Source organism: Rhizobium sp. NZLR1b (assembly GCF_019685155.1).
Taxonomy (GTDB): domain Bacteria; phylum Pseudomonadota; class Alphaproteobacteria; order Rhizobiales; family Rhizobiaceae; genus Rhizobium.
Genome location: NZ_JABDWC010000007.1, coordinates 59,856 through 81,868, shown reverse-complemented (window position 1 = coordinate 81,868; position 22,013 = coordinate 59,856). Strand labels below are relative to the sequence as shown.

The 22,013-nt window shown below is 62.5% G+C and carries 18 protein-coding genes; 10 read left to right on the top strand and 8 right to left on the bottom strand.

Annotated features, from left to right (window positions below):
• Nucleotide 1: 1 nt before the first annotated feature.
• From edd to HJB84_RS12495, 5 genes are all read right to left on the bottom strand, one after another.
• Nucleotides 2-1,825, bottom strand: a complete 1,824-nt coding sequence (gene edd / locus HJB84_RS12515) for a phosphogluconate dehydratase (protein WP_221116070.1) — start codon at nt 1,823-1,825, stop codon at nt 2-4.
• A gap of 77 nt (nt 1,826-1,902) precedes the next feature.
• Complete coding sequence (pgl, locus tag HJB84_RS12510) at nt 1,903-2,601, bottom strand: 6-phosphogluconolactonase (protein WP_221116069.1); 699 nt, start codon at nt 2,599-2,601, stop codon at nt 1,903-1,905.
• A 10-nt stretch (nt 2,602-2,611) separates the two neighbouring features.
• Entirely contained in the window at nt 2,612-4,087 is a 1,476-nt protein-coding gene (gene zwf / locus HJB84_RS12505) for a glucose-6-phosphate dehydrogenase (protein ID WP_007633233.1), read from the bottom strand.
• A gap of 134 nt (nt 4,088-4,221) precedes the next feature.
• A complete protein-coding gene (locus tag HJB84_RS12500) occupies nt 4,222-5,520 on the bottom strand; it encodes an FAD-binding oxidoreductase (RefSeq protein ID WP_221116068.1) in 1,299 nt (432 codons plus the stop codon).
• Between the two features lie 9 nt (nt 5,521-5,529).
• Entirely contained in the window at nt 5,530-6,966 is a 1,437-nt protein-coding gene (locus tag HJB84_RS12495) for a glutamine synthetase family protein (protein ID WP_207582980.1), read from the bottom strand.
• A 107-nt stretch (nt 6,967-7,073) separates the two neighbouring features.
• Between HJB84_RS12495 and HJB84_RS12490 the strand changes: the two genes are divergently transcribed.
• From HJB84_RS12490 to HJB84_RS12475, 4 genes are all read left to right on the top strand, one after another.
• A complete protein-coding gene (locus HJB84_RS12490) occupies nt 7,074-8,273 on the top strand; it encodes an NAD(P)/FAD-dependent oxidoreductase (RefSeq protein WP_221116067.1) in 1,200 nt (399 codons plus the stop codon).
• A gap of 144 nt (nt 8,274-8,417) precedes the next feature.
• On the top strand, nt 8,418-8,561 hold the full coding sequence (locus HJB84_RS12485) for a hypothetical protein (protein ID WP_209887692.1): 144 nt from the start codon (nt 8,418-8,420) through the stop codon (nt 8,559-8,561).
• A gap of 312 nt (nt 8,562-8,873) precedes the next feature.
• Nucleotides 8,874-11,405, top strand: a complete 2,532-nt coding sequence (locus HJB84_RS12480) for a HAMP domain-containing methyl-accepting chemotaxis protein (protein WP_207582983.1) — start codon at nt 8,874-8,876, stop codon at nt 11,403-11,405.
• 146 nt (nt 11,406-11,551) lie between these two features.
• A complete protein-coding gene (locus HJB84_RS12475; protein ID WP_207582984.1) occupies nt 11,552-13,393 on the top strand; it encodes a methyl-accepting chemotaxis protein in 1,842 nt (613 codons plus the stop codon).
• Here HJB84_RS12475 and HJB84_RS12470 read toward each other — a convergent pair.
• Entirely contained in the window at nt 13,366-13,623 is a 258-nt protein-coding gene (locus HJB84_RS12470) for a hypothetical protein (protein WP_207582985.1), read from the bottom strand. The genes HJB84_RS12475 and HJB84_RS12470 overlap by 28 nt on opposite strands.
• 89 nt (nt 13,624-13,712) lie before the next feature.
• Here HJB84_RS12470 and HJB84_RS12465 point away from each other — a divergent pair, with 89 nt between their 5' ends.
• Nucleotides 13,713-14,582: a LysR family transcriptional regulator gene (locus HJB84_RS12465; protein ID WP_207582986.1), complete on the top strand. Its 870-nt coding sequence runs from the start codon at nt 13,713-13,715 to the stop codon at nt 14,580-14,582.
• A gap of 48 nt (nt 14,583-14,630) precedes the next feature.
• Here the strand turns inward: HJB84_RS12465 and HJB84_RS12460 are convergent, their stop codons facing one another.
• Together HJB84_RS12460 and aceA are read right to left on the bottom strand one after the other, a co-directional pair.
• Nucleotides 14,631-14,867, bottom strand: a complete 237-nt coding sequence (locus HJB84_RS12460; protein WP_003570242.1) for a hypothetical protein — start codon at nt 14,865-14,867, stop codon at nt 14,631-14,633.
• A 21-nt stretch (nt 14,868-14,888) separates the two neighbouring features.
• Nucleotides 14,889-16,178 (bottom strand): isocitrate lyase, encoded by a 1,290-nt coding sequence (gene aceA, locus HJB84_RS12455; RefSeq protein ID WP_207582987.1) that lies wholly within the window; start codon nt 16,176-16,178, stop codon nt 14,889-14,891.
• A gap of 190 nt (nt 16,179-16,368) precedes the next feature.
• Here aceA and HJB84_RS12450 point away from each other — a divergent pair, with 190 nt between their 5' ends.
• From HJB84_RS12450 to HJB84_RS12430, 5 genes are all read left to right on the top strand, one after another.
• On the top strand, nt 16,369-17,778 hold the full coding sequence (locus HJB84_RS12450; protein WP_221116066.1) for a short-chain fatty acyl-CoA regulator family protein: 1,410 nt from the start codon (nt 16,369-16,371) through the stop codon (nt 17,776-17,778).
• 126 nt (nt 17,779-17,904) lie between these two features.
• Complete coding sequence (locus HJB84_RS12445; RefSeq protein WP_207582989.1) at nt 17,905-19,002, top strand: polyamine ABC transporter substrate-binding protein; 1,098 nt, start codon at nt 17,905-17,907, stop codon at nt 19,000-19,002.
• 112 nt (nt 19,003-19,114) lie between these two features.
• Nucleotides 19,115-20,257, top strand: a complete 1,143-nt coding sequence (locus tag HJB84_RS12440) for an ABC transporter ATP-binding protein (RefSeq protein WP_207582990.1) — start codon at nt 19,115-19,117, stop codon at nt 20,255-20,257.
• Nucleotides 20,258-20,261: 4 nt separating this feature from the next.
• Nucleotides 20,262-21,173: an ABC transporter permease gene (locus HJB84_RS12435; protein ID WP_207582991.1), complete on the top strand. Its 912-nt coding sequence runs from the start codon at nt 20,262-20,264 to the stop codon at nt 21,171-21,173.
• A gap of 3 nt (nt 21,174-21,176) precedes the next feature.
• On the top strand, nt 21,177-21,995 hold the full coding sequence (locus tag HJB84_RS12430; protein ID WP_207582992.1) for an ABC transporter permease: 819 nt from the start codon (nt 21,177-21,179) through the stop codon (nt 21,993-21,995).
• Nucleotides 21,996-22,013 lie beyond the last annotated feature (18 nt).

The following is a 22,013-nucleotide window of genomic DNA, read 5'->3' as shown; positions in this document are numbered from 1 at the left end:
GCTAGTGGTGGAAGAGCACGCTGGCGCCCTGATCCGAAGGTCCGACGGCGCGACGGAACGGCGCGAAGAGTTCGCGGCCCATGCCGAATTCATTGTCGGAGAGATCGACGGTCACCGGCTCGCGCTCGGCCATATCGGCTGCATCGACGAGCAGCTCGAGCGTGCCCTTGATCGCGTCCAGGCGGATGATGTCGCCGTCGCGGATGCGGGCGATCGGGCCGCCGTCGACCGCCTCGGGCGTCACGTGGATCGCGGCCGGCACCTTGCCTGAGGCGCCGGACATGCGCCCGTCGGTCAACAGCGCCACGCGGAAGCCGCGGTCCTGCAGCACGCCGAGCGGCGGCGTCAGCTTATGCAGTTCCGGCATGCCGTTCGCCTTCGGCCCCTGGAAGCGCACGACGGCGATGAAATCGCGGTTGAGCTTGCCTTCCTTGAAAGCGTCCTGCAGCTCCTGCTGGCTGTGGAAGATGATCGCCGGCGCCTCGATGATGTGGCGTTCCGGTTTGACGGCGGAGATCTTGATCACCGCCTTGCCGAGATTGCCGCGCAGCATCTTCAGCCCGCCATTCGCCTGGAACGGCGTTTCGATGCTGGAGAGAACCTTGGGATCGACGCTCTTCTCAGGCGACGGTTCGCGCCGGACGGCGCCGTTTTCACCGAGCCGGGCGTCGACCGTATAGGCTTGGAGACCCTGGCCGAAGACGGTGCGCACGTCGTCATGCACCAGTCCGTGCTTCAGGAGTTGCTTGATGAGGAAGCCCATGCCGCCGGCCGCCTGGAAATGGTTCACGTCAGCAAGTCCGTTCGGGTAGACGCGGGCCAGCAGCGGGACGATTTCCGAAAGCTCGGCAATATCCTGCCAGGTCAGCTGGATGCCGGCCGCCCGCGCCATGGCGACGAGGTGCAGCGTGTGATTGGTAGAGCCGCCGGTGGCATGCAGGCCGACGACGCCGTTGACGACCGAGCGCTCATCGATCATCTCGCCCGCCGGCGTGAATTCGTTGCCGAGCGCGGTGATCGCCAGCGCCCGCTTGGCCGCCTCGCGCGTCAGCGCTTCGCGCAGCGGCGTGCCCGGATTGATGAAGGAGGAGCCGGGCATGTGGAAGCCCATGATCTCCATCAGCATCTGATTGGAATTGGCGGTGCCATAGAAGGTGCAGGTGCCGGGGCCGTGATAGGACTTCGATTCGGCTTCCAGCAGCTCGGCGCGACCGACCTTGCCCTCGGCGAAGAGCTGGCGCACGCGCGACTTCTCGTCGTTCGGCAGGCCTGTCGTCATCGGACCGGCGGGAACGAAGATCGACGGCAGGTGTCCGAAGGACAGGGCCGCCATCACGAGGCCCGGCACGATCTTGTCGCAGACGCCGAGGAAGAGGGCGGCGTCGAACATGTTGTGCGACAGGCCGATGCCCGCCGACATGGCGATCAGATCGCGCGAGAACAGCGAAAGCTCCATGCCCGGCTGTCCCTGGGTGACGCCGTCGCACATCGCCGGCACGCCGCCTGCCACCTGCGCCACGCCGCCGGCCTGGGCGGCCGCCTCGCGGATGATCGCCGGATAGGTCTCGAACGGCTGGTGAGCCGAGAGCATGTCGTTATAGGCGGTGATGATGCCGAGATTGGGGATGCGGTCGCCGGCGAGCGCATCCTTATCGGCGGGGGAACAGACCGCAAAACCGTGCGCAAGGTTGGCGCAGCCGAGCACCGAGCGCTGCACACCCTGGGACGCGGCGGCGCGCAGCCGTTCTAGATAGCGTTCGCGGGTTGGTTTCGAGCGTTCGACGATGCGATCGGTGATCGCAGAAATGCGTGCATGAGCGGACATGGAAGATCCCTGCCTTGTTCGTTGTCTTAATCTGTTCGGCGGCTCTGGCCTGAATCTCGATCCGGATCGACGGCCGATCAGGGAGCCCAGTAGATCTCGACCGGGGAAGTGGCCCGGCGCAGAACGGCGCGGATCGGCATTTCTGCCTCTTCACCCTTGCCCTCTGCCTTGGCGAGAACGTCTTTTTTGCCTTCGCCCTCAATATGAAGAACCAGGAGTGCGGCATCCTGAAGACTGGAGAAGGTGAACGTCAGGCGTGGCTCGCCGGCCCCTTCCGCTTCCATGGTGATGATGCCGCGCGGCGTCGATGCATCGAGCGCCTTGGCAAGATTGCTGCCGCCGGGAAAAAACGAGGCGGTGTGGCCGTCGCCACCCATGCCGAGGATGACGATGTCGAAGGGGGAACTGATTGCCCTGGTCTTCTCGGTCGCAAGCCTTGCGGCCTCCTCCGCGGAGGCCGTGTCCTGATAGAGAGGCAGGAAACGCGCCGCCTTGGCTTTGTTCTGTAGGAGATTGGCATCGACCAGCAGATGGTTCGAGCGCGCATTGTCGGCCGGCACGAAACGCTCGTCGACAAGTGTGATCGTCACCTTGTCCCAGGCGATATCGCGCGTCGACAGTGCCTGGAAGAACAGCTTCGGGGTCGAGCCGCCGGAAACGGCGATGGACGCCGTTGCGCGGGCGGCGATCGCCGCCGAAAGCGTATCGGCGACCTTGTCGGCGAGACTGCCGGCGAGATCTGCGGGGCTGGCGAAGGAATGCAGGGTCGATGCCATCGGTTTCGTCCTAGATATCGTCATGCCAGGTGCGGCCGTCGCGCTCGATCAGCGCGATGGCCTGGCTCGGACCCCAGGTGCCGGCCGTATAGCCCTGCACCTGCTGGCCGGTGGTTTCCCAACCCTTGAGGATCGGATCCACCCATTTCCATGCGGCTTCGACTTCGTCGCGGCGCATGAACAATGTCTGGTTGGAGCGGATCACATCCATCAGCAGACGCTCGTATGCGTCGGGATTGCGCACGTTGAACGCCTGGGCGAAGCTCATGTCGAGCGAGACGTTGCGCAGGCGCATGCCGCCCGGGCCCGGATCCTTGATCATCAGCGACTGCTTGACGCCTTCATCCGGCTGCAGCCGGATAATCAGCTGGTTGGCAACGATGCGTCCGGCCGCCTGGTCGAAGATCGCATGCGGGATCGGCTTGAAGGTGATGACGATCTCGGACATGCGTCCGGTCAGGCGCTTGCCGGTTCTGATGTAGAAGGGAACGCCCGCCCAGCGCCAATTGTTGATCTCCGCCTTGATGGCGACGAAGGTCTCGGTGTTCGAGACGCCGCCTTCGAGCTCTTCGAGATAGCCCTTGACCGGGCCGCTGCCCGATGCGCCGGCGCGATACTGGCCGCGGACCGTCGCCTGCTCGACATTGGAGGCATTGAGCGGCTTCAGCGCGCGCAGCACCTTCAGCTTTTCGTCGCGAACGGCTTCCGAATCCATCGACGATGGCACTTCCATCGCCGTCAGGCAGAGCAGCTGCAGGATGTGGTTCTGCACCATGTCGCGCAATGCGCCTGCCGTATCGTAATAGCCGGCGCGGCCCTCAAGGCCGACTGCTTCAGCCACGGTGATCTGGATGTGATCGATATAGTTGGCATTCCACAGCGGCTCGTACAGCGCGTTGGCGAAACGCAGCGCCATCAGGTTCTGCACGGTCTCCTTGCCGAGATAGTGGTCGATGCGGAAGATCTGTTCTTCCTTGAAGGCACGGCCGATCGTGTCGTTGAGCTGCAGCGCCGAGGCGAGATCGCGGCCGATCGGCTTCTCGACGACGATGCGGGTCGACTTGGTGATCAGTTTGTGGTCGTGGATCTTCTGCGAAATGTCGCCGAAGATACCGGGCGCGACCGCGAGGTAAAAGGCGCGCACTCGATCCTTGCCCTCGTCGAGCAGCTTCTTCAGCTGATCCCAGCCGGTATCCGTGCGGGCGTCGACCGAGACGTAGTAGAGGCGGGCACAGAATTTCTCCACCTCCGCTTCGTCGTATTCACCCTTCTTCAGGTGCTCGTTCAGCGCGTCTTTGGCGAATTTGCGGTATTCCTCGTGCGTCAACGGGCTGCGCGAGGCGCCGATCACGCGGGTCGGTTCCGTAAACTGGCCTTCGATCTGGCGATGATACAGCGCGGGCAGAAGCTTGCGTTCGGCTAGGTCGCCGCTGCCGCCGAAGACGACATAATCAAAAGGCTCAACGGGAATGATCTGGCTGCTCATGAGCTTGTCTCTCAATCAGGCTGGTTGGCGGCTCTTTTAATCTAATCGATTTAAAAAAGCCAGTGTGCGGTGCAATGAATCTCTCAGGCGCCGGTTTTAGAGCGAATTTCCGGAAGAGGAAATCCGCAATCGGACTAAAATTTGTCGCGAAGCGCAAACCACGACAAGGCGAGGAAAAGCAACGGCGCCCGCATGCCGGCGCCGCCGGGAAAGGCAGGAATATCGAGCGATGTGAAGAGGTCGAGATCACCGGATTTTCCAAGCACCGTTTCCGCGTAGAGCTTGCCACAGTAGTTTGACAGCATGACGCCATGGCCGGAATAACCGCCGATCGAGATGACGCCGGGCATGACCTCGCGCACGAATGGCTGGCGCGGCATGGTGATGCCGACGCTGCCGCCCCAGGCATGGGTGATCTCGATATCCTTCAGGGCGGGATAGATCTCGGCGATCTGTCGGCGGATGTGCTCGGAAATGTCCGTCGGATTGTCCGACGTATAGGCTTCGCGTCCGCCAAACAGCAGCCGGCCGTCGCCGAATTTGCGGAAGTAGCGCACGACGAAGCGCGAATCGGCCACGGCCTCGCCGCCCGGCAGGACATCGGGATGCCCGTCGAGCGGGGCTGTGGCGCCGATGAAAGAGCGGATTGGCATAACATGTCTTGCGGTCACCGGTTCGAGGCCGTCGATATGGCCATCGCAGGCAATCAGCGCCCGATCGGCGGTGATCGTTCCCCTTTCGGTTTCGATCGTCACCTTGCCGCCACCCTGGCGGATCGCCTTTGCCGCGGTCATCTCGAAGATCGCAGCACCGGCATTGGCGGCGACCCGGGCCAGCCCCACCAGCAGCTTCAGCGGATGGATGTGGCCAGTGCCGACATCGCGCACGCCGCAATGAAACCGCTTCGAACCGAGCCGCTCGTGCGTTTCCTTCTCATCCATGAAACTGATGTGCGGATAGTCGTAACGCAGCGCGGCGATCTGGGCATTTTCGTAATAGGCGCGTTTGTAGCTCGCCTTGTGCGCGACGTTGAGCTGGCCGGGCACATAGTCGATCTCGATCTGGTGCTCGCGGGCGAAATCGATGAGATGGCGCTTGGCCGCCTCGGCAAGATTAAACAGCGCCTTCGAGCGTTCGTAGCCGATCTTCTCCTCGAGTTCTTCCGGCCACCATCGCTGGCCGGTGCCAAGTTGGCCGCCATTGCGCCCGGACGCCCCGTCACCGAAGCGGCAGGCTTCGATCAGCACCACCGAGACGCCTGCCTTGGCAAGATTATAGGCGGCCTGCAGGCCGGTATAGCCGCCGCCGATGATGGCGACGTCTACTGTTCTCGAGCCGTCGAGGGCGGCATAAGTGGGCCGCTCCCCGATGGTTGCCTGATACCAGGATAGTCCCGGCGAGATCGGGCTCTGCCACATCTCCTGCGATGCCATGACGGTCCCTCACACGTTGAGCAGAAGGAATTCCCGCTCCCAGGGGCTGATCACCTGCATGAAGGTCTCGAACTCGCCGCGCTTGACGCCGGTATAGAGGCCGATGAACTGCTTGCCGAAAATCTCCTCGAAGGCGGGCTCGTCCTCGAGCAGCGCCACGGCTTCCAGCAGGCCACGCGGCAGGTCGATCGAGCCTTCATTGGCCGAATCCTCCGTCGGCGCCGTCGGCTCAATCTGCTTCATGATGCCGAGCAGGCCGGCGGCGAGCGAGGCGGCAAGCGCCAGATAGGGATTGGCGTCCGAGCTCGGGAGCCGGTTTTCGACGCGCCGCGCCTGCGGATCGGAAACCGGAACGCGGAAGGCCGTCGTCCGGTTGTCGTAACCCCAGGCATTGTTGACCGGGCAGGACATATCAGGCTGCAGGCGCCGATAGGAATTCACGTAGGGCGCAAGCATCGCCATCGTGCTCGGCACGAATTTCTGCATGCCGCCGATGAAATGGAAGAATTCCTTCGAAGCCGATCCGTCCGCATTGGAGAATACGTTTTTACCCGTCTCGATATTGACCACCGATTGATGGATATGCATCGCCGAACCCGGCTGGGCCTGCATCGGCTTGGCCATGAAGGTCGCATAGATGTCGTGCTTCAGCGCCGCCTCACGGATCGTGCGCTTAAACAGGAACACCTGGTCGGCAAGTTCGATCGGATTGCCGTGGCGCAGGTTGATCTCGAGCTGCGCCGGTCCCTCTTCGTGGATCAGCGTATCGATCTCGAGCCCCTGCTTCTCCGAGAAATGGTAGATGTCGTCGATCAACTCGTCGAATTCGTTGATCCCGGCGATCGAATAGCCCTGGCCGCCGAGGATCGAGCGGCCGGACCTGCCCTTCGGCGGGTGCAGCGGATAGTCGGGGTCGACATTCTTGGCGACCAGGTAGAATTCGATCTCGGGCGCCACGATCGGCTTCCAGCCGCGGTCGTGATAGAGGCTCAGGATCCGTTTCAGCACGTTGCGCGGCGTATAGGGCACTTCGCCGCCGTCGGAATCGACGATGTCGCAGATCACCTGCGCCGTCGGGTCGGTCTCCCAGGGCACGACCGAAAGCGTCGAAAGGTCGGGCATCAGCTTCAGGTCGCTGTCGCGCGGCTCGTAGCGGAAGCTCTCCGTCTCCTCCGGGTACTCGCCCGAAATCGTATGCCGGTAGATCGCCGAAGGCAGCGCCAGCGAGGTGTTCGAGGTGAATTTCGAGCTCGGCATCATCTTGCCGCGCGGAACGCCGGCAAGGTCCGGCGTGATGCATTCGATGTCTTCGATGCCCCTGTCCCTCAGCCACCGCGCTGCTTCCTTCCAGTTCGCAACGCCGCGCAGGGATCCGGGGTCCGGAGGAGTTTTCTTCGAGGCGGGTACGTTTCTGGCAGGCTTCAGCGTCGTCTTTTTTGGGGACATGACACACCGGTCTGGTTGATCGTGGCGCCATCATAACCGGACTTTGCCAATTGGCGAGAGGTTGAGAACGTTGACTTTCGCCCTTTGATGGAAAAGAAGACGCTGTCTTGATCGAGGAAACGGATTTGCAGCGCAAAAGCGACGTCATCGTCATCGGCGCCGGGGCGGCGGGCATGATGGCGGCCATTCGGGCCGGAAAACGCGGCCGCTCGGTCGCGATCCTCGACCATGCAAGGGCGCCAGGCGAGAAGATCCGCATATCGGGCGGCGGCCGCTGCAATTTCACCAATATCCATGCCGGGCCGAAGAATTTCCTCTCCGCCAACCCGCATTTCTGCAAGTCGGCGCTCGCCCGTTTCACGCCTGCCGATTTCATCGCCATGGTCGACCGGCACGGCATTGCCTGGCACGAAAAGACCCTGGGCCAGCTCTTCTGCGACGATAGCGCCAAAGACGTCATCCGCATGCTGCTCGCTGAGATGCGCGGCGCCGGCGTGCAGCTGCTTCTCGGCACCGAGATATCAGGCGTCGAAAAGGTGCAGGCGGGTTTTCGCGTCAAGACCGGTGACGATAGCTTTGAAGCATCGTCGCTGATCGTCGCCACCGGCGGCAAGTCGATCCCGAAGATGGGCGCGACCGGCTTTGCCTATCGCCTCGCCGAGCAGTTCGGTCTTCCGGTGCTTGAAACCCGCCCCGGCCTCGTGCCGCTGACGCTCGATCCCGGCCTGCTCGATGCCATCGCCCCGCTCGCCGGCATTTCCGCCCCGGCCGAAATCTGCCATGGCAGGACCGCCTTCCGCGAAGCGCTGCTGTTCACCCATCGGGGCCTCAGCGGACCCGCCATCCTGCAGATCTCCTCCTACTGGCGCGAAGGCGACGAGGTCGTCGTTTCGATCGAGCCGGATATCGACATTGCAACACATCTGAAGACGGCAAAGCAGCGTAATGGCCGCCAGTCGCCGCAGACGGCGCTTGCCGAGATCTTGCCGAAACGGCTGGCGCAATTTCTCGTCGAGCGTGAGAAAATCGCCGGCAATATGGCCGACCTTCCCGACAAGGCGCTGCTGCGCCTTGCTGCTGGAGCCCAGAACTTTGCGGTCAAGCCGTCCGGCTCGGAAGGCTATCGCACCGCCGAAGTGACGCTCGGCGGTATCGATACGGCAGCGCTTGATTCCCGCAGCATGGAGGCCAAGGCCGTACCCGGGCTTTACTTCATCGGCGAATGCGTCGACGTCACCGGCTGGCTCGGCGGCTACAATTTCCAATGGGCCTGGGCCTCCGGATTTGCCGCCGGCGAATATGCATAAATGTAGGTAATACCGATTCAAGACTTCTTAAGAGAGGTGCGCCATCCTGTCTCAATTGGCGATCTGCAAAGCTCTTCCTAAATAAGCTTTACCAGCAAGCCGTTTTGTTGGATTGTTGTGTCAGACAGAAGTGAGGTTTCCAGCATGACCAGAAACACACGACGCGCCCGCGCCATCGCAATTGCCCAGGCGAAGCCGAACGCCCGGATGGTCACCCTGCGTTATCTGATGCTGGCAGCCGGCGCTACCGCCGCCAGTCTCGCGCTGCTCTCCTCGCACTTCATCTGATCCTGTCTTCAGGCCTGCAACGAACGTCGTGGCACGGGTGTTGCCGCCCCACGGCGCCGCGGCTTACAAAATTTCAACTATTTCACCGCCTTGGCTTAATCCGCCGCAACCGCTTATCCGAAAATTAATATCTAATCTGACACAATTGCCCGCGATTATTTGGGCATTTCCAAGTTGTTTGGACATGAACCGGCAATGACTGCCGCCTGGCTTTCCGGGTTCCCGATGTAACTAAGAACAGCTCGATGTGTACTCGGCTGGCGCCAAATGGCCGCCTGCGGGAGGAGTGGTGCATGAAAGGCCCGGAACGCCATGTTAATTGACAAGATTCTTTCCCGCTTCAGGATCAAGACGAAGGTTCTGATCTTCGTTCTGCCTTTCGTCGTCACCATTTCGGCGGTGGGCCTGACGGGCCTTTACGCTTCGGGGCTGCTTCAGGGCCGCATGGAAATATCCAACAGCGTGCTGCAGTCGCTGAGCGGCTTCAAGGATCTCTACGGTTCGATGGACGATTTCCTGCGCGTCACCAGCCAGCAGGCGCGCGACAAGCTGCTTACCGATCTGACTACCCAGCAGGGCGTGCTCGAACAGACGCTGAATCAGGTTGGTGAAGAAGCCGCCGGCCGCGACAGTCTTGCCGAAGCAGCCCGCCGCACCAAGGACATTTCTGGCGTCGTCGGCAAACTCTGGGGTCTGCATGAGCAGGAGCAGGCGCTGCATGAGCAGATCGACGCGGCGCAGAAGAGCCTGATCAGCACCCGCTTCACGGTCTCCTACCAGGCTGAGGAATTGCAGACCGCGCTTCAGAACGACGAGGGTGCCGCCACCATCACCCTTCGCACCGCCGACCGGCTGCTGAAGGGCGGCGATTTCCTCGGCACCGTCGCCAGCGGCTACAGCAAGCCGCAGACGCCGGAGGACAAGATCGCCTTCATCAACGAACAGATGCCTGCGATCGTCAAATCCCAGCGGCTGATCGCCATCTCGGTTCCGACCAACCAGAAGAACGTCATCGACGCCCTGGCCGCGACCATCGACAGTATCAAGGCAATCACTGCGATGCCCGCTCCGACCGACGAGAACATCGCCGAACTCGGCCGTCTCGTGTCGCGCTTCCGCCAGACCTCGACCTATACGCAGCTGACCGCGACGCAGAAGATGCGCGAAGCGACACAGCGTTTCGCCGAGCTCGAGGGCCGCATCGGCCAGACCAACTCCGTCCTTCAGGATACAAGGCGTCTCGAAAATTCCGTCTATTCGCTGCAGATCGTGCTTTCCGATTTCCTCGCCAACTCCAGCAAGGAAAATCTCGTGCGTCTGCAGCAGCAGGCCGGCACGCTCGGCAAGGACATGCAGGTGCTGATCACCAGCGCCAAGGGCATGGGCTTTGCCGAAGGCATATCCGGCGCAATCCAGCCTGCACTCGACGCCATCTCCGGCGGCGGCTCGAAGATCGTCGATACGATCGGCGAGCGCGTCACCGCCTATGCCGCTGCCCGCCAGGAGCTCGACCAGATCTGGACGAAGCTGACCGATTTCGCCGAGCTGCAGAAGCAGACGGCCGGTACCGAGCGCACCCAGGCAAACGGCATCTCCGTCATCACTACCGGTTTCGGTATCCTCCTGTCGATCCTCGGCGGCATCGCCCTGGTTCTGACGCTGCAGCGCCCGATCAGCCAGATCACCGCCGCCATGCGCCGCATCGCCGAAGGGGCGCTGGAGACCAGCATTTCCGGCGAGCAGCGTCACGATGAAATCGGCGACATGGCCCGCGCGCTCGGCATCTTCAAGGAAAATGCCATTTCGAAGATCCGCATCGAAGAGCAGAGCGACGAGGAACGCGCCGCCGCCGAACATGAGCGCCAGCGCAACGACGCCGACAAGCGCGAGATGGATCGCCAGATCGAATTCGCCGTCAACGCGCTCGCTGCCGGCCTCGAACGCATGTCGCAGGGCGATATATCGACGACGATCGAGACGCCCTTCATCGGCCGTCTCGAACAGCTGCGCCAGGATTTCAACGGTTCGATGATGCGCCTGCAGGCGACGATGAGCCAGATCCGCGACAATGTCGAACTGATCCAGGGCAACGGCAACCAGATGGCCCAGTCGGCCGAGGATCTCTCCAAGCGCACCGAACAGCAGGCTGCCTCGCTCGAAGAGACCGCAGCCGCCGTCGACGAGATCACCGTTACAGTCCGCTCCTCTGCCGAACGCGCCAAGGATGCCGACCAGATCGTTCGCCAGGCCAAACGCAGCGCCGACGATTCCGCCGTCGTCGTCAGCAATGCGATCGATGCGATGGGCCGCATCGAGGATGCCTCGCGCCAGATCGAGCAGATCATCGGCGTCATCGACGAGATCGCCTTCCAGACCAATCTGCTGGCGCTGAATGCCGGCATTGAGGCGGCCCGCGCCGGTGAAGCCGGCAAGGGCTTTGCAGTCGTCGCGATGGAAGTCCGCGAATTGGCCCAGCGTTCCGCCGCCGCGGCGCAGGAGATCAAGGGTCTGATCAACAAGTCGACCAACGAGGTCAGTTCCGGCTCGCAATTCGTGCAGGAGACCGGCACGGTGCTCGCTAAGATCAGCGCCCAGATCGTCACGATCAGCCAGCATGTCGAGATGATCGCCCGCGCCAGCCACGACCAGTCCAATGCACTGCAGAGCGTCAACGCGACGGTCAATCAGATGGACCAGATGACGCAGCAGAACGCCGCCATGGTGGAAGAGACGACAGCTGCCAGCCGTGAACTGGCCGACGAGGCGGGTTCGCTGCGGCGTCTCATCCAGCAGTTCAAGATCGATGGCGAGGCGGGCGAGGCGCAGGTCTACCGCGCCGCCTGATCGTTGATCTCATCATCACGAGAACGGCCCTGGCTTCCGGGGCCGTTTCGCGTTTCGTATAGTGGCATGCTGTGGCCCTGATTTACAGAAAATTTTCCTTAACGCTTTTCGTCTACTTTAGCCCCGGTCTTCTGCCGGGGGTTTTGATGCTGCGCCTTTTCTCTACGTCGATCGTCCGCCAGATCGTCGCGATCACACTGTTTCTGCTGGCGATCAGCACCGCCGCCATTGTCGGCGTGACCTATTACAATCTGAGCCGTTATGTCATGGACGGCGCCGTCGCCGATGCCAGGGATGCCACCCGCGCCATGGCCGTGCTCTACGGCGCGGCCGATCAGGGCGCCAGGGTCGAGCTGAAGGATGACCGGCTCTCGACAGTCACGGAAGACGCCATTCCGGCCCTCGCCGATCACTCGCTGGTCGACCGGACCGCGCAGTCGATCGCCGGCGTTGCCACGATCTTCCAGAAGCAGGGTGGCGACTACGTCCGCATCTCCACCAACGTCAAGAAGGAAAACGGCGACCGCGCCGTCGGCACCAAGCTCGTTGCCGAGCATCCCGCTCAGCCCGTGCTCGCCAGGGGCGAGGCCTATTACGGCCAGGCGGAGCTATTTGGCCGCAAATTCATGACCGGCTATTTCCCGATCAAGAACACGTCGAACGCCAATGTCGGCATTCTCTTCATCGGCATTCCGATGGAGGTCTATTACCAGCGTATGTATGAGCTGCAGATGCTGGTTCTCGGCGTCGGCGCCATTGTCATGCTCATTGTCGGTGTTCTCGCCTTCTATGCCATCCGCCTGTCGGTGAAGCCTTTGCAGGCGCTGACCGCGAGCGTTCACGCAATCTCCTCCGGCGATCTCGATGGAGCGATCCCTTGTGTCGGCAAGAAGAACGAGTTCGGCGACATCGGCCGGGCCCTGGCGCTTTTCCGCGATAGCGCCCGCGCCAGGCGCGACCTGGAAACGCAGGCTGCCGAACAGCGTGCCTTGAGCGATGCCGAACGCGCCAGGAACGACGCCGACAAGCGCTCGCTCGACGGCCAGATCGACTTTGCCGTCAACCAGCTTGCCGCCGGCCTCGGACGCCTGTCGCAGGGCGATGTCTCGCAAACGATCGGCACGCCCTTCGTCGGCCGGTTGGAGCAGTTGCGCGTCGATTTCAACGCCTCCCTCCTGCGGCTGCAGGACACACTGTCCGGTATCCGCGACAGCGCCTCGACCATCCAGCGTAACAGTGGCGCCGTCTCGGCCTCCGCCGGCGAGCTTTCGAAACGCACCGAAGCGCAGGCGGCAAACCTCGAGGAGACCGCCGCGGCTGTCGAGGAGATCACCGTCACGGTTCGCTCGTCCGCCGAGCGTGCCCGCGAAGCCAATAATGTCGTCGCCGCGACCAAGAAGACGGCCGACAATTCCGGCGCCGTCGTCGGCGATGCCGTCGCCGCCATGGACCGCATCGAAGAGGCCTCCCAGCGCATCGAGCAAATCATCGAGGTGATCGACGATATCGCCTTCCAGACCAACCTGCTGGCGCTCAATGCCGGCATCGAGGCGGCCCGGGCCGGTGAGGCAGGCAAGGGTTTTGCCGTCGTCGCCCAGGAGGTCCGCGAACTTGCCCAGCGTTCGGCCGACGCGGCGCGCGAGATCAAGTCGCTGATCGAAACATCCAGCCGGGAAGTGACGGTCGGCTCCGAACTAGTCCAGAAGACCGGCAGCGTCCTTGCCTCGATCAGCCAGGAGATCATCGCGATCAGCGGCCATGTCGAGACCATCGCCACTGCAAGCCGCGATCAGTCGGCCGCCTTGCAGGAGGTCAACGGTTCCGTCAACGCCATGGACCAGATGACCCAGAAGAACGCCTCGATGGTGGCCGAGACCACCCAGGCAAGCCGCCTGCTTGCCGGCGAGGCCGATACGCTGATGGCGCTGATCGACCGCTTCCGCATCATCGCAGAGCCCGCTCACCTGGGGACAAGGAAAGTCGCCTGAGAAACGTGGCGGCAGCCGCCGCCGGATTGCGCCGCAGCTTTCCGCCGCCGCCCTACTTTTGATACGACGCGCTTTGGGCTGATGTCGAGCGAGGTCAACCAGGCGCCGAAGCGAATGAGGCTGTTGTCTCCGAACTCGGCGTAGAATTGATCCTCGTCCGCCCTGCCGCCGCCTGGCCTGCGGATGTGCCGATATCCCTGGATGCCTGCGATGGTGATCAAGTCGATCATGGCGATGTCCTTTCTGTAGAAGACATCTCCTGATTTAGGCATCGAATATCTCTTCATAAACAGGGAAAATCCCGCTATGTTTTTCATCGATGAAAAACGCGAGTTGGGATTCCTATCAGCTTTTCCTGCAGGTCGCCCGGCTCGGCGGCCTGACGGGGGCAAGCACGGCAAGCGGGCTCAGCCCTGCGACCGTCGGCCGGCGCATGCTCGATCTCGAGCAGGAGGTCGGCCGCGCTTTATTTTCGCGCAGCCAGACCGGCTACCGCCTGACCCAGGATGGCCAGGCGCTGCTCGATCACCTTCAGGAGATGGAGGCCGCCGCCCGCAAGGTGGAAGCCTGGCGGCAATCCGGCGAGGGAGGCACGACCGTGAGGATCGCCGCCGGCACCTGGGTCGCCTGGCTGCTGACGGAGAATTTCGCCGCCATCCGCATACCGGGTGATGGCTTTGCGATTTCGCTCACCATCGGTGAGGCGCGGGCGAGCCTTGCCTATCGCGAGAGCGATATCGGCATTCGCGCCTTCGAGCCGGAGGAGGCCAATCTTGCCGCCCGCCGGCTCGGCGAGGTGGCCTATGCCATCTATATCAGACGCAACGCCGCCGAGATCGATGAACGCTGGATTGCCGTTGCCGAGGAGGAGGCGATATCGGCCTACCTGCGCTGGCCGCACGCCAATGCCACAGCCGGGATCGTCGCCACCGTCAACCGGCCGCGTTCGCTGCCGGATCTGGTGCGCGCCGGCGCCGGCAAGGCCGTGCTTCCCTGTTTCGTCGGCGATCTCGACCCTGAATTGCAGCGCCAGGGCGGCGAGTTACCGGAACTGCGCCACGCCCAATGGATCGTCATGAACGCCGAGGATCGCCATCGCCCGGAGATCCGCACAGTCGCCGACCGCATGACCAAGCTGATCAGAAGTTATGCCGATCTCTTCGCCGGAAAACGTCCGAGCCGCGGCTGACGTACTTTGAAGCGCCCGCGCCCTTTCCAGGATGCGCGGGCGTTCTCCTCAATGACGGTTGGTGACAACGACGGGAATGAGCAGATCGCCCCAGTTGCCGTCGCCGCCATGATGGCGGGCCGAGCGCACCAGCTCGACCGAGACGCCGGCCTCGACGGCTTTCATGACCGATTGGTTCAGCCGATGCAGGTCGTTGGCGAGCATGCGGATCGTCGTCTGCTGGTCCTCGCTCATGCTGGTCGCCTGTTCCTCGGCCCGTTCCCGGACGCGTGAAATGGATGCCATGATCTTCTCCTCCTCGTTGGGTTATTCCGCAGCCGGTTTGAATTGCGCGTGTTCGGTCGAGCCGTGCATCGCCGTGGTCGACGACCGGCCGCCGGTGATGGCGAGCGACACGGCGTCGAAATAGCCGGTGCCGACCTCGCGCTGATGTTTGGTGGCGGTATAACCGTTGACCTCGGCGGCGAATTCCGCCTGCTGCAGCTCGGAATAGGCCGACATCTGCCGCTGCCTGTAGCCGCGCGCCAGCTCGTACATGCCGAAGTTCAGCTGGTGGAAGCCGGCGAGCGTAATGAACTGGAACTTGTAGCCCATCGCCCCGAGTTCGCGCTGGAACTTTGCGATCGTCGCGTCGTCGAGGTTCTTCTTCCAGTTGAAGGACGGCGAGCAATTATAGGCGAGCAGCTTGCCGGGATGGACCTTGTGCAGGCTTTCGGCAAATCGCCGTGCCTGATCGAGGTCCGGCTTCGAGGTCTCGCACCAGATGAGATCGCAATGCGGCGCATAGGCCACAGCCCGGGCGATGCAGGGCTCGATGCCGTTTCTGACCTGATAAAAGCCTTCGACGGTGCGCCCGGCATCATAGTCGACGAAGGGCTGGTCGCGCTCGTCGATATCGGAGGTCAAAAGCTTTGCCGCTTCCGCATCGGTGCGGGCGATGACGAGCGTCGCCACGCCCATGACGTCGGCGGCAAGCCTGGCGGCGTCAAGATTGCGGATATGGGCGGCGGTCGGGATCAGCACCTTGCCGCCGAGATGGCCGCATTTCTTCTCCGAGGCGAGCTGGTCCTCGAAGTGAACGCCGGCAGCACCCGCCTCGATATAGGCCTTCATGATTTCGAAAGCGTTGAGTGGTCCGCCGAAGCCGGCTTCCGCATCGGCAACGATCGGCGCGAACCAGGTCTCGACCGAAAGCCCCTGGGCTTCTGCGGTCTCGATCTGATCGGCGCGCTGCAGCGTGCGGTTGATGCGTTTGGCAAGCTCCGGCCCGGCATTGGCCGGATAGAGCGACTGATCCGGATACATCGCCGATGCCGTGTTGGCGTCGGCCGCCACCTGCCAGCCGGAGAGATAGATCGCCTTCAGCCCGGCACGCACCATCTGCATGGCCTGATTGCCGGAAAGCGCGCCAAGCGCATTGACGAAATCCTCCTGGTGCAGGAGCCGCCACAACCGGTCCGCCCCCAATTCGGCTAGCGTATGGCGGAGCGCCACCGAACCTCTGAGCCGCTGCACGTCATCGGCCGAATAGGGCCTTTCGATGCCGTCGAAGCGGCCTGCCGATGAATTTGGAACAAGCTTGTAAAAATCCGTCATGCTGCTCTCCTCACTAAAAACCCGACAAAAGGGTGCTGATGACAAGATTGACAACGGAACGCAATATAGCCAGAAAAACCTTTGATTTCCTGGACGGAAAGAGGTTAAGATGACGAGGATTGACAGAGCGGCGCTGTGAATTTGTAAAAGATTGTAAATAAAGCGCCCCTCCCTTGTCAAAGGGTGTGCCATGGCGGAACGGAAGATATTCGCAGGCCCGAAAGTCAGGCGCATCCGCAATGCGCTGGCGCTGACCCAGACCGCCATGGCCGAAGCCCTTGAAATATCGCCGTCCTATCTGAACCTGATCGAGCGCAACCAGCGGCCGCTGACGGTGCAGCTCCTTCTCAAGCTTGCAAGCGTCTATAGGGTCGACCTGGAGGAGTTGCGCGGGCAGACCGGCGGCAGTCTCGGCCAGCTCAAGGAAGTCTTTGCCGATCCGCTGCTTTCGGGCGAATTGCCCGGCGACCAGGAATTGGTCGAGGTGGCCGAGGCTGCACCCAATGCCGCAAGCGGCATGATCAAGCTTTACCGCGCCTATCGCGAGCAGGCGGCAAGGCTGTCGGACCTGACGGCGCTGATGGCCGCCGAAGGCCATGCGCCTGTCGCTGCCGGCCGGTTGCCGCTCGACGAGGTGCGCGAGACGCTGGAGCGCAGGTCTGCCTATTTCGGGCGGATCGAGACGGCGGCGGAAGCCTTTGCCGCGACGCTCCCCGGTGGCCTCGATCTTGCCGCCGGCCTCAAGGATTGGCTGCGCGCCGAGCGCGGCATCGCGGTGCGTGTCCTGCCCGTCCACGTCATGCCGGATCTGCGCCGCCGTTTCGATCGCCACTCGATGCGGCTTTTCATCTCGGAACGCCTGTCACCGGCCGACCGCGCGCACGAGATCGCCGTTGAGGCCGCCACCCTCGCTTTGCTGCCGGCCATCGATGCCGAACTCGACGATCTCTCTCTCTCCTCGGCCGAGGCCCGCCGCATCGCCCGTTTCGAGCTTGCCCGCATTGCGGCCTTAGCACTCGCAATGCCCTACGAAGCCTTTCTGTCTGCGGCGAAGGCAACGCGCTGCGATATCGATATTCTCAGGGCGCGCTTCGGCGTCTCCTTCGGCCATGCCGCCGCCCGCCTGACGATGCTGCAGCGGCCCGGCGCGGCCGCCACCCCCTTCTTCCTGATCGAGATCGATGCCGCGGGCCACAGGCTGCGGCGGGCGGGCGCCCAGGGCTTTCCGCAGGCCCGTTTCGGCGGCGGCTGTCCGAAGCTCAACATCCACGCTGCCTTCCTGCAGCCGGGCCAGATTCTGGCCGAAACGGTGGTCATGCCTGACGGCGCATCCTTCCTGACGGTCGCCCGCACCCTGGAGGGGCCGAGCGTCGAATTCGGCGAAAGGCTGCGGCGCACGGCGATCCTGATCGGCTGCGACGCCGCCCTTGGCGAGGCTCTGGTTTATGGCCAGGCGACGGCGCTCGATGCGGTTGAGATCGGTCCGGCCTGTCGCCTTTGCGAGCGGCGCGGCTGCCTTTCCCGCGCCGAACCGCCGGTGACGCGGCCGCTCGGGCTCGACGAGATGGTGGCGGGGCTCAGCGCCTTCGATTTCCAGTGATTGTGAAATCATTGAGCGCACAGGATTTTGCGCTTGTGAGCTGTGAAATTCCTTCTTAGTCTGCAGCCAAAACCAGAGGGAAAAGACGTCCGGGGGTGCGGGCGCTTTGAACAAACAGGAGAAGTCATGAGGTCAATCATTCCAAGCGTGACGGCCGCCGCCGTTGCCGCGCTCCTTGCCGCCGCGCCGGCCCTTGCGCAGGAGCGTGTGGTCAACGTCTACAACTGGTCGGACTATATCGACAGTTCCATCCTTGAGGATTTCACCAAGGAAACCGGCATCAAGGTCGTCTACGACACCTTCGATTCCAACGAGACGCTGGAAACCAAGCTGCTGGCCGGCGGTTCGGGTTACGACGTCGTCGTTCCCACGGTCTCCTTCATGCAGCGCCAGATCGCCGCCGGCGTCTACCAGAAGCTCGACAAGTCGAAGCTGCCGAACCTGGTCAACATGTGGGACGTCATCATGAAGGGTGTCGCGTCCTTCGATCCCGGCAACGAATACAGCGTCGACTACATGTGGGGCACGACCGGCATCGGCTACAATGTCGACAAGGTCAAGGCTGCCCTCGGCACCGACGAAAAGCCCAATTGGGATGCGTTGTTCGACCCGGCGAAGGCGGCCAAACTGAAGGATTGCGGCATCTATATGCTGGATTCCCCGACGGATGTCGTGCCCTCCGTGCTCGCCTATCTCGGACGCAATCCCAATAGCACCGATCCCGCGGATCTGAAGAAGGCGCAGGAGGTTCTCGTTGCGGTTCGTCCCTTCGTGCGCAAGTTCCATTCCTCGGAATATATCAGCGCCCTGGCGAACGGCGATATCTGCATAGCACTCGGTTATTCCGGCGACATGTTCCAGGCCCGCGACCGCGCTAAGGAAGCCAATGCCGGCGTCAAGGTGGATTATTCGGTCCCGTCGCAGGGCGCGCAGATCTTCTTTGACGTCTTCGGCATTCCGAAGGATGCGCCGCACGTCGCCGAAGCCCATGAATTCATCAACTACATGATGAAGCCGGAGGTGATCGCCAAGGCCTCGAACTTCGTCTTCTACGCCAACGGTAACAAGGCGTCGCAGCAGTTCCTCGACAAGGAGGTCCTCGACGATACGGCGATCTACCCGACGCCGGAGGTGATGGCGAAGCTCTTCACCGTTCCGCCGCTCGATCCGAAGACACAGCGACTCGTGACGCGGCTATGGACCACCGTGGTCACCGGCCAATGATCTGATCGCGGCCCGGACGGAAACGTCCGGGCCTTTTTTGACGATCCCGGCTGGGCGAATCCGGGAACAAAAGCCGAGAACAAAAGCAAAGAATGTATTTCCGGGGAACAATATGAAGTCTTTAGGCAATATTCGCCGCTCTTTCGCACCTTGGACCGATCCGTCCGCCAAGCCCTTCATTTCCATCAAGAATGTCACCAAGCGTTTCGGCGATTTCACCGCCGTCGATAACCTGTCGCTTGATATCTATCACCGCGAGTTCTTTGCACTGCTCGGCGCCTCCGGCTGCGGCAAGTCGACGCTTCTGCGCATGCTTGCCGGTTTCGAGCAACCGACCTCGGGCGAAATCGTGCTCGACGGCACTGACATGGCAGGCACGCCGCCCTATCGCCGCCCGGTCAACATGATGTTCCAGTCCTATGCGCTTTTCCCGCACATGACGGTCGAGAAGAACATCGCCTTCGGCCTCAGGCAGGACGGCATGGCGAAGGACGAGATATCAGAGCGCGTCTCGCAGATGCTGAAGCTCGTCAAGCTCGAGCAGTTCGCCTCCCGCAAGCCGAACCAGCTTTCCGGCGGCCAGCGCCAGCGCGTGGCGCTGGCCCGTTCGCTTGCCAAGCGCCCGAAGGTGCTGCTGCTCGACGAACCGCTCGGCGCGCTCGATAAGAAGCTGCGCGAGGAAACCCAGTTCGAACTGATGGACCTGCAGCAGAGCCTCGGCCTCACCTTCGTCGTCGTCACCCACGACCAGGAAGAGGCGATGACCATGGCCGATCGTATCGCCGTCATGAGCCACGGCAAGGTCGTGCAGGTGGCGACGCCGGCGGAGATCTACGAGGCGCCGAATTGCCGTTTCGTCGCGGATTTCATTGGCGACGTGAACATCTTCGACGGAAAAGTTGCCTCATCGGGCAACGGCACCGTCGAGATTGCCGTCGATAGCGGCTTCAGCGTGCGTGTCGCCGCTTCCGAAACACCCTCGGCGGGCAGCGCCGCCGGCTTCGCCATCCGGCCGGAAAAAATGCGGGTCGGGCGGACGCCTCCCATCAACGCTTCGGTCAACGCCGCCAGAGGCGAACTCTGGGATATCGCGTATCTCGGCGACATGACCGTCTTCCATGTGAAATTGCAGAGCGGCAACATCGTCAAGGCCTCATCCCTCAATGCGCAGCGCTCCGTCGACGACCCCTTCACCTACGATCAGGACGTCTGGGTCTCCTTCGACGAGAATGCCGGCGTCCTGCTGAAGGATTGACATCATGGGCAAGCTCACGTCCGGCCTCTACAATCGCCTGGTCATCGTCATCCCTTATGCTTGGCTGCTGCTCTTCTTTCTGGCGCCCTTCTTCATCGTCTTCCGTATTTCGGTATCGGCGACGGCGATCGCCATGCCGCCCTATGAGCCCGTCTTCTCTTTCACCGAGGGCTGGGCCGGCCTCTGGAGCAAAATCGGCGATCTCTCCTTCGACAATTACAGCTACCTCACCGACGACCCGCTCTATTTCAACGCCTATGTCTCGAGCGTGGTGATCGCCGGGATTTCTACCTTCCTGACGCTGCTGATCGCCTATCCGATCGCCTACGGCATGGCGCAGGCGCCCCGCGGCCTGCGCCCGACCCTGGTGATGCTGGTCATCCTGCCCTTCTGGACGAGCTTCCTGATCCGCGTCTACGCCTGGATAGCCATCCTGAAGCCGGAAGGCCTGCTCAACCAGCTCTTGCAGTCGCTGCACATAATCGACACGCCGCTGATCATCCTCAACACCAACACCGCCGTCTATATCGGCATCGTCTATTCCTATCTGCCCTTCATGGTGCTGCCGCTCTATTCAGCTTTGGAAAAGATGGACGATACGCTGATCGAGGCTGCCCAGGATCTTGGGTGCACGCCGATCCGGGCTTTCTGGCGCGTCACCTTCCCCCTGTCGCTTCCCGGCGTGGTGGCGGGCTGCATGCTGGTCTTCATCCCGGCCGTCGGCGAATTCGTCATTCCCGACCTGCTCGGCGGATCGCAGACGCTGATGATCGGCAAGACGCTATGGAGCGAGTTCAACTCGAACCGCGACTGGCCGGTCTCCTCGGCGGTGGCGACCATCCTTCTGCTGATCCTGGTGATCCCGATCGTCTTCTTCCAGAATGTCCAGGCCAAGGCCGAAGAGCGGGGGAAATAAGCCATGCTGAAATGGACCCGGTTCAACATCGCCTCCGTCACACTCGGTTTCGCCTTCCTCTATCTGCCGATCGTGCTTCTCGTCGTTTTCTCCTTCAACGAGTCGAAGCTCGTGACCGTCTGGGGCGGCTTCTCGACGAAATGGTATGCATCGCTGCTGACCAACGAGGCGCTGCTCGACGCCGCCTGGGTGACGCTTCGCGTCGCCCTGCTGTCGGCGACCTTCGCGACCATCCTCGGCACGATGGCGGCGCTGACGCTGGTGCGCTATACGCGCTTTCGCGGCCGCATGCTGTTTTCGGGCATGATCTACGCGCCGCTTGTCATGCCCGACGTCATCACCGGCCTGTCGCTGCTGCTGCTCTTCGTCGCGATCGGCTTCGACCGCGGCTTCTGGACGATCACGCTGGCGCATACGACGCTCACCATGTGCTTCGTCGCCGTCGTCGTGCAGTCGCGCCTCTTGAGTTTCGATCATTCGATCGAGGAAGCGGCGCAGGATCTCGGCGCGCCGCCGGTGCGCACCTTTTTCGAGATCACCTTGCCGATCATCGCGCCGGCGGTGCTCTCCGGCTGGATCCTTGCCTTCACCCTGTCGCTCGACGATCTGGTGATCGCAAGTTTCACCTCGGGGCCGGGCGCCACCACGCTGCCGATGCGAATCTACAGCCAGGTCCGCCTCGGCGTGACGCCGGAGATCAACGCTGTGTGCACGATCCTGATCGCCATCGTCGCGGTCGGCGTCATCTGCGCCTCGATCGTCACCAAGCGCCGGGAAATCCAGCGCCAGCGGGACGAGCGTGCGGCGGCTGCCGGCGCCTGATGATTCGAAGAAAACGGA

Coding starts and splice junctions, on each gene's coding strand:
- edd (WP_221116070.1), bottom strand. CDS start 1,825: ATGTCCGCTCATGCACGCATTTCTGCGATCACCGATCGCATCGTCGAA.
- pgl (WP_221116069.1), bottom strand. CDS start 2,601: ATGGCATCGACCCTGCATTCCTTCGCCAGCCCCGCAGATCTCGCCGGC.
- zwf (WP_007633233.1), bottom strand. CDS start 4,087: ATGAGCAGCCAGATCATTCCCGTTGAGCCTTTTGATTATGTCGTCTTC.
- HJB84_RS12500 (WP_221116068.1), bottom strand. CDS start 5,520: ATGGCATCGCAGGAGATGTGGCAGAGCCCGATCTCGCCGGGACTATCC.
- HJB84_RS12495 (WP_207582980.1), bottom strand. CDS start 6,966: ATGTCCCCAAAAAAGACGACGCTGAAGCCTGCCAGAAACGTACCCGCC.
- HJB84_RS12485 (WP_209887692.1), top strand. CDS start 8,418: ATGACCAGAAACACACGACGCGCCCGCGCCATCGCAATTGCCCAGGCG.
- HJB84_RS12480 (WP_207582983.1), top strand. CDS start 8,874: ATGTTAATTGACAAGATTCTTTCCCGCTTCAGGATCAAGACGAAGGTT.
- HJB84_RS12475 (WP_207582984.1), top strand. CDS start 11,552: ATGCTGCGCCTTTTCTCTACGTCGATCGTCCGCCAGATCGTCGCGATC.
- HJB84_RS12470 (WP_207582985.1), bottom strand. CDS start 13,623: ATGATCGACTTGATCACCATCGCAGGCATCCAGGGATATCGGCACATC.
- HJB84_RS12465 (WP_207582986.1), top strand. CDS start 13,713: ATGAAAAACGCGAGTTGGGATTCCTATCAGCTTTTCCTGCAGGTCGCC.
- HJB84_RS12460 (WP_003570242.1), bottom strand. CDS start 14,867: ATGGCATCCATTTCACGCGTCCGGGAACGGGCCGAGGAACAGGCGACC.
- aceA (WP_207582987.1), bottom strand. CDS start 16,178: ATGACGGATTTTTACAAGCTTGTTCCAAATTCATCGGCAGGCCGCTTC.
- HJB84_RS12450 (WP_221116066.1), top strand. CDS start 16,369: ATGGCGGAACGGAAGATATTCGCAGGCCCGAAAGTCAGGCGCATCCGC.
- HJB84_RS12445 (WP_207582989.1), top strand. CDS start 17,905: ATGAGGTCAATCATTCCAAGCGTGACGGCCGCCGCCGTTGCCGCGCTC.
- HJB84_RS12440 (WP_207582990.1), top strand. CDS start 19,115: ATGAAGTCTTTAGGCAATATTCGCCGCTCTTTCGCACCTTGGACCGAT.
- HJB84_RS12435 (WP_207582991.1), top strand. CDS start 20,262: ATGGGCAAGCTCACGTCCGGCCTCTACAATCGCCTGGTCATCGTCATC.
- HJB84_RS12430 (WP_207582992.1), top strand. CDS start 21,177: ATGCTGAAATGGACCCGGTTCAACATCGCCTCCGTCACACTCGGTTTC.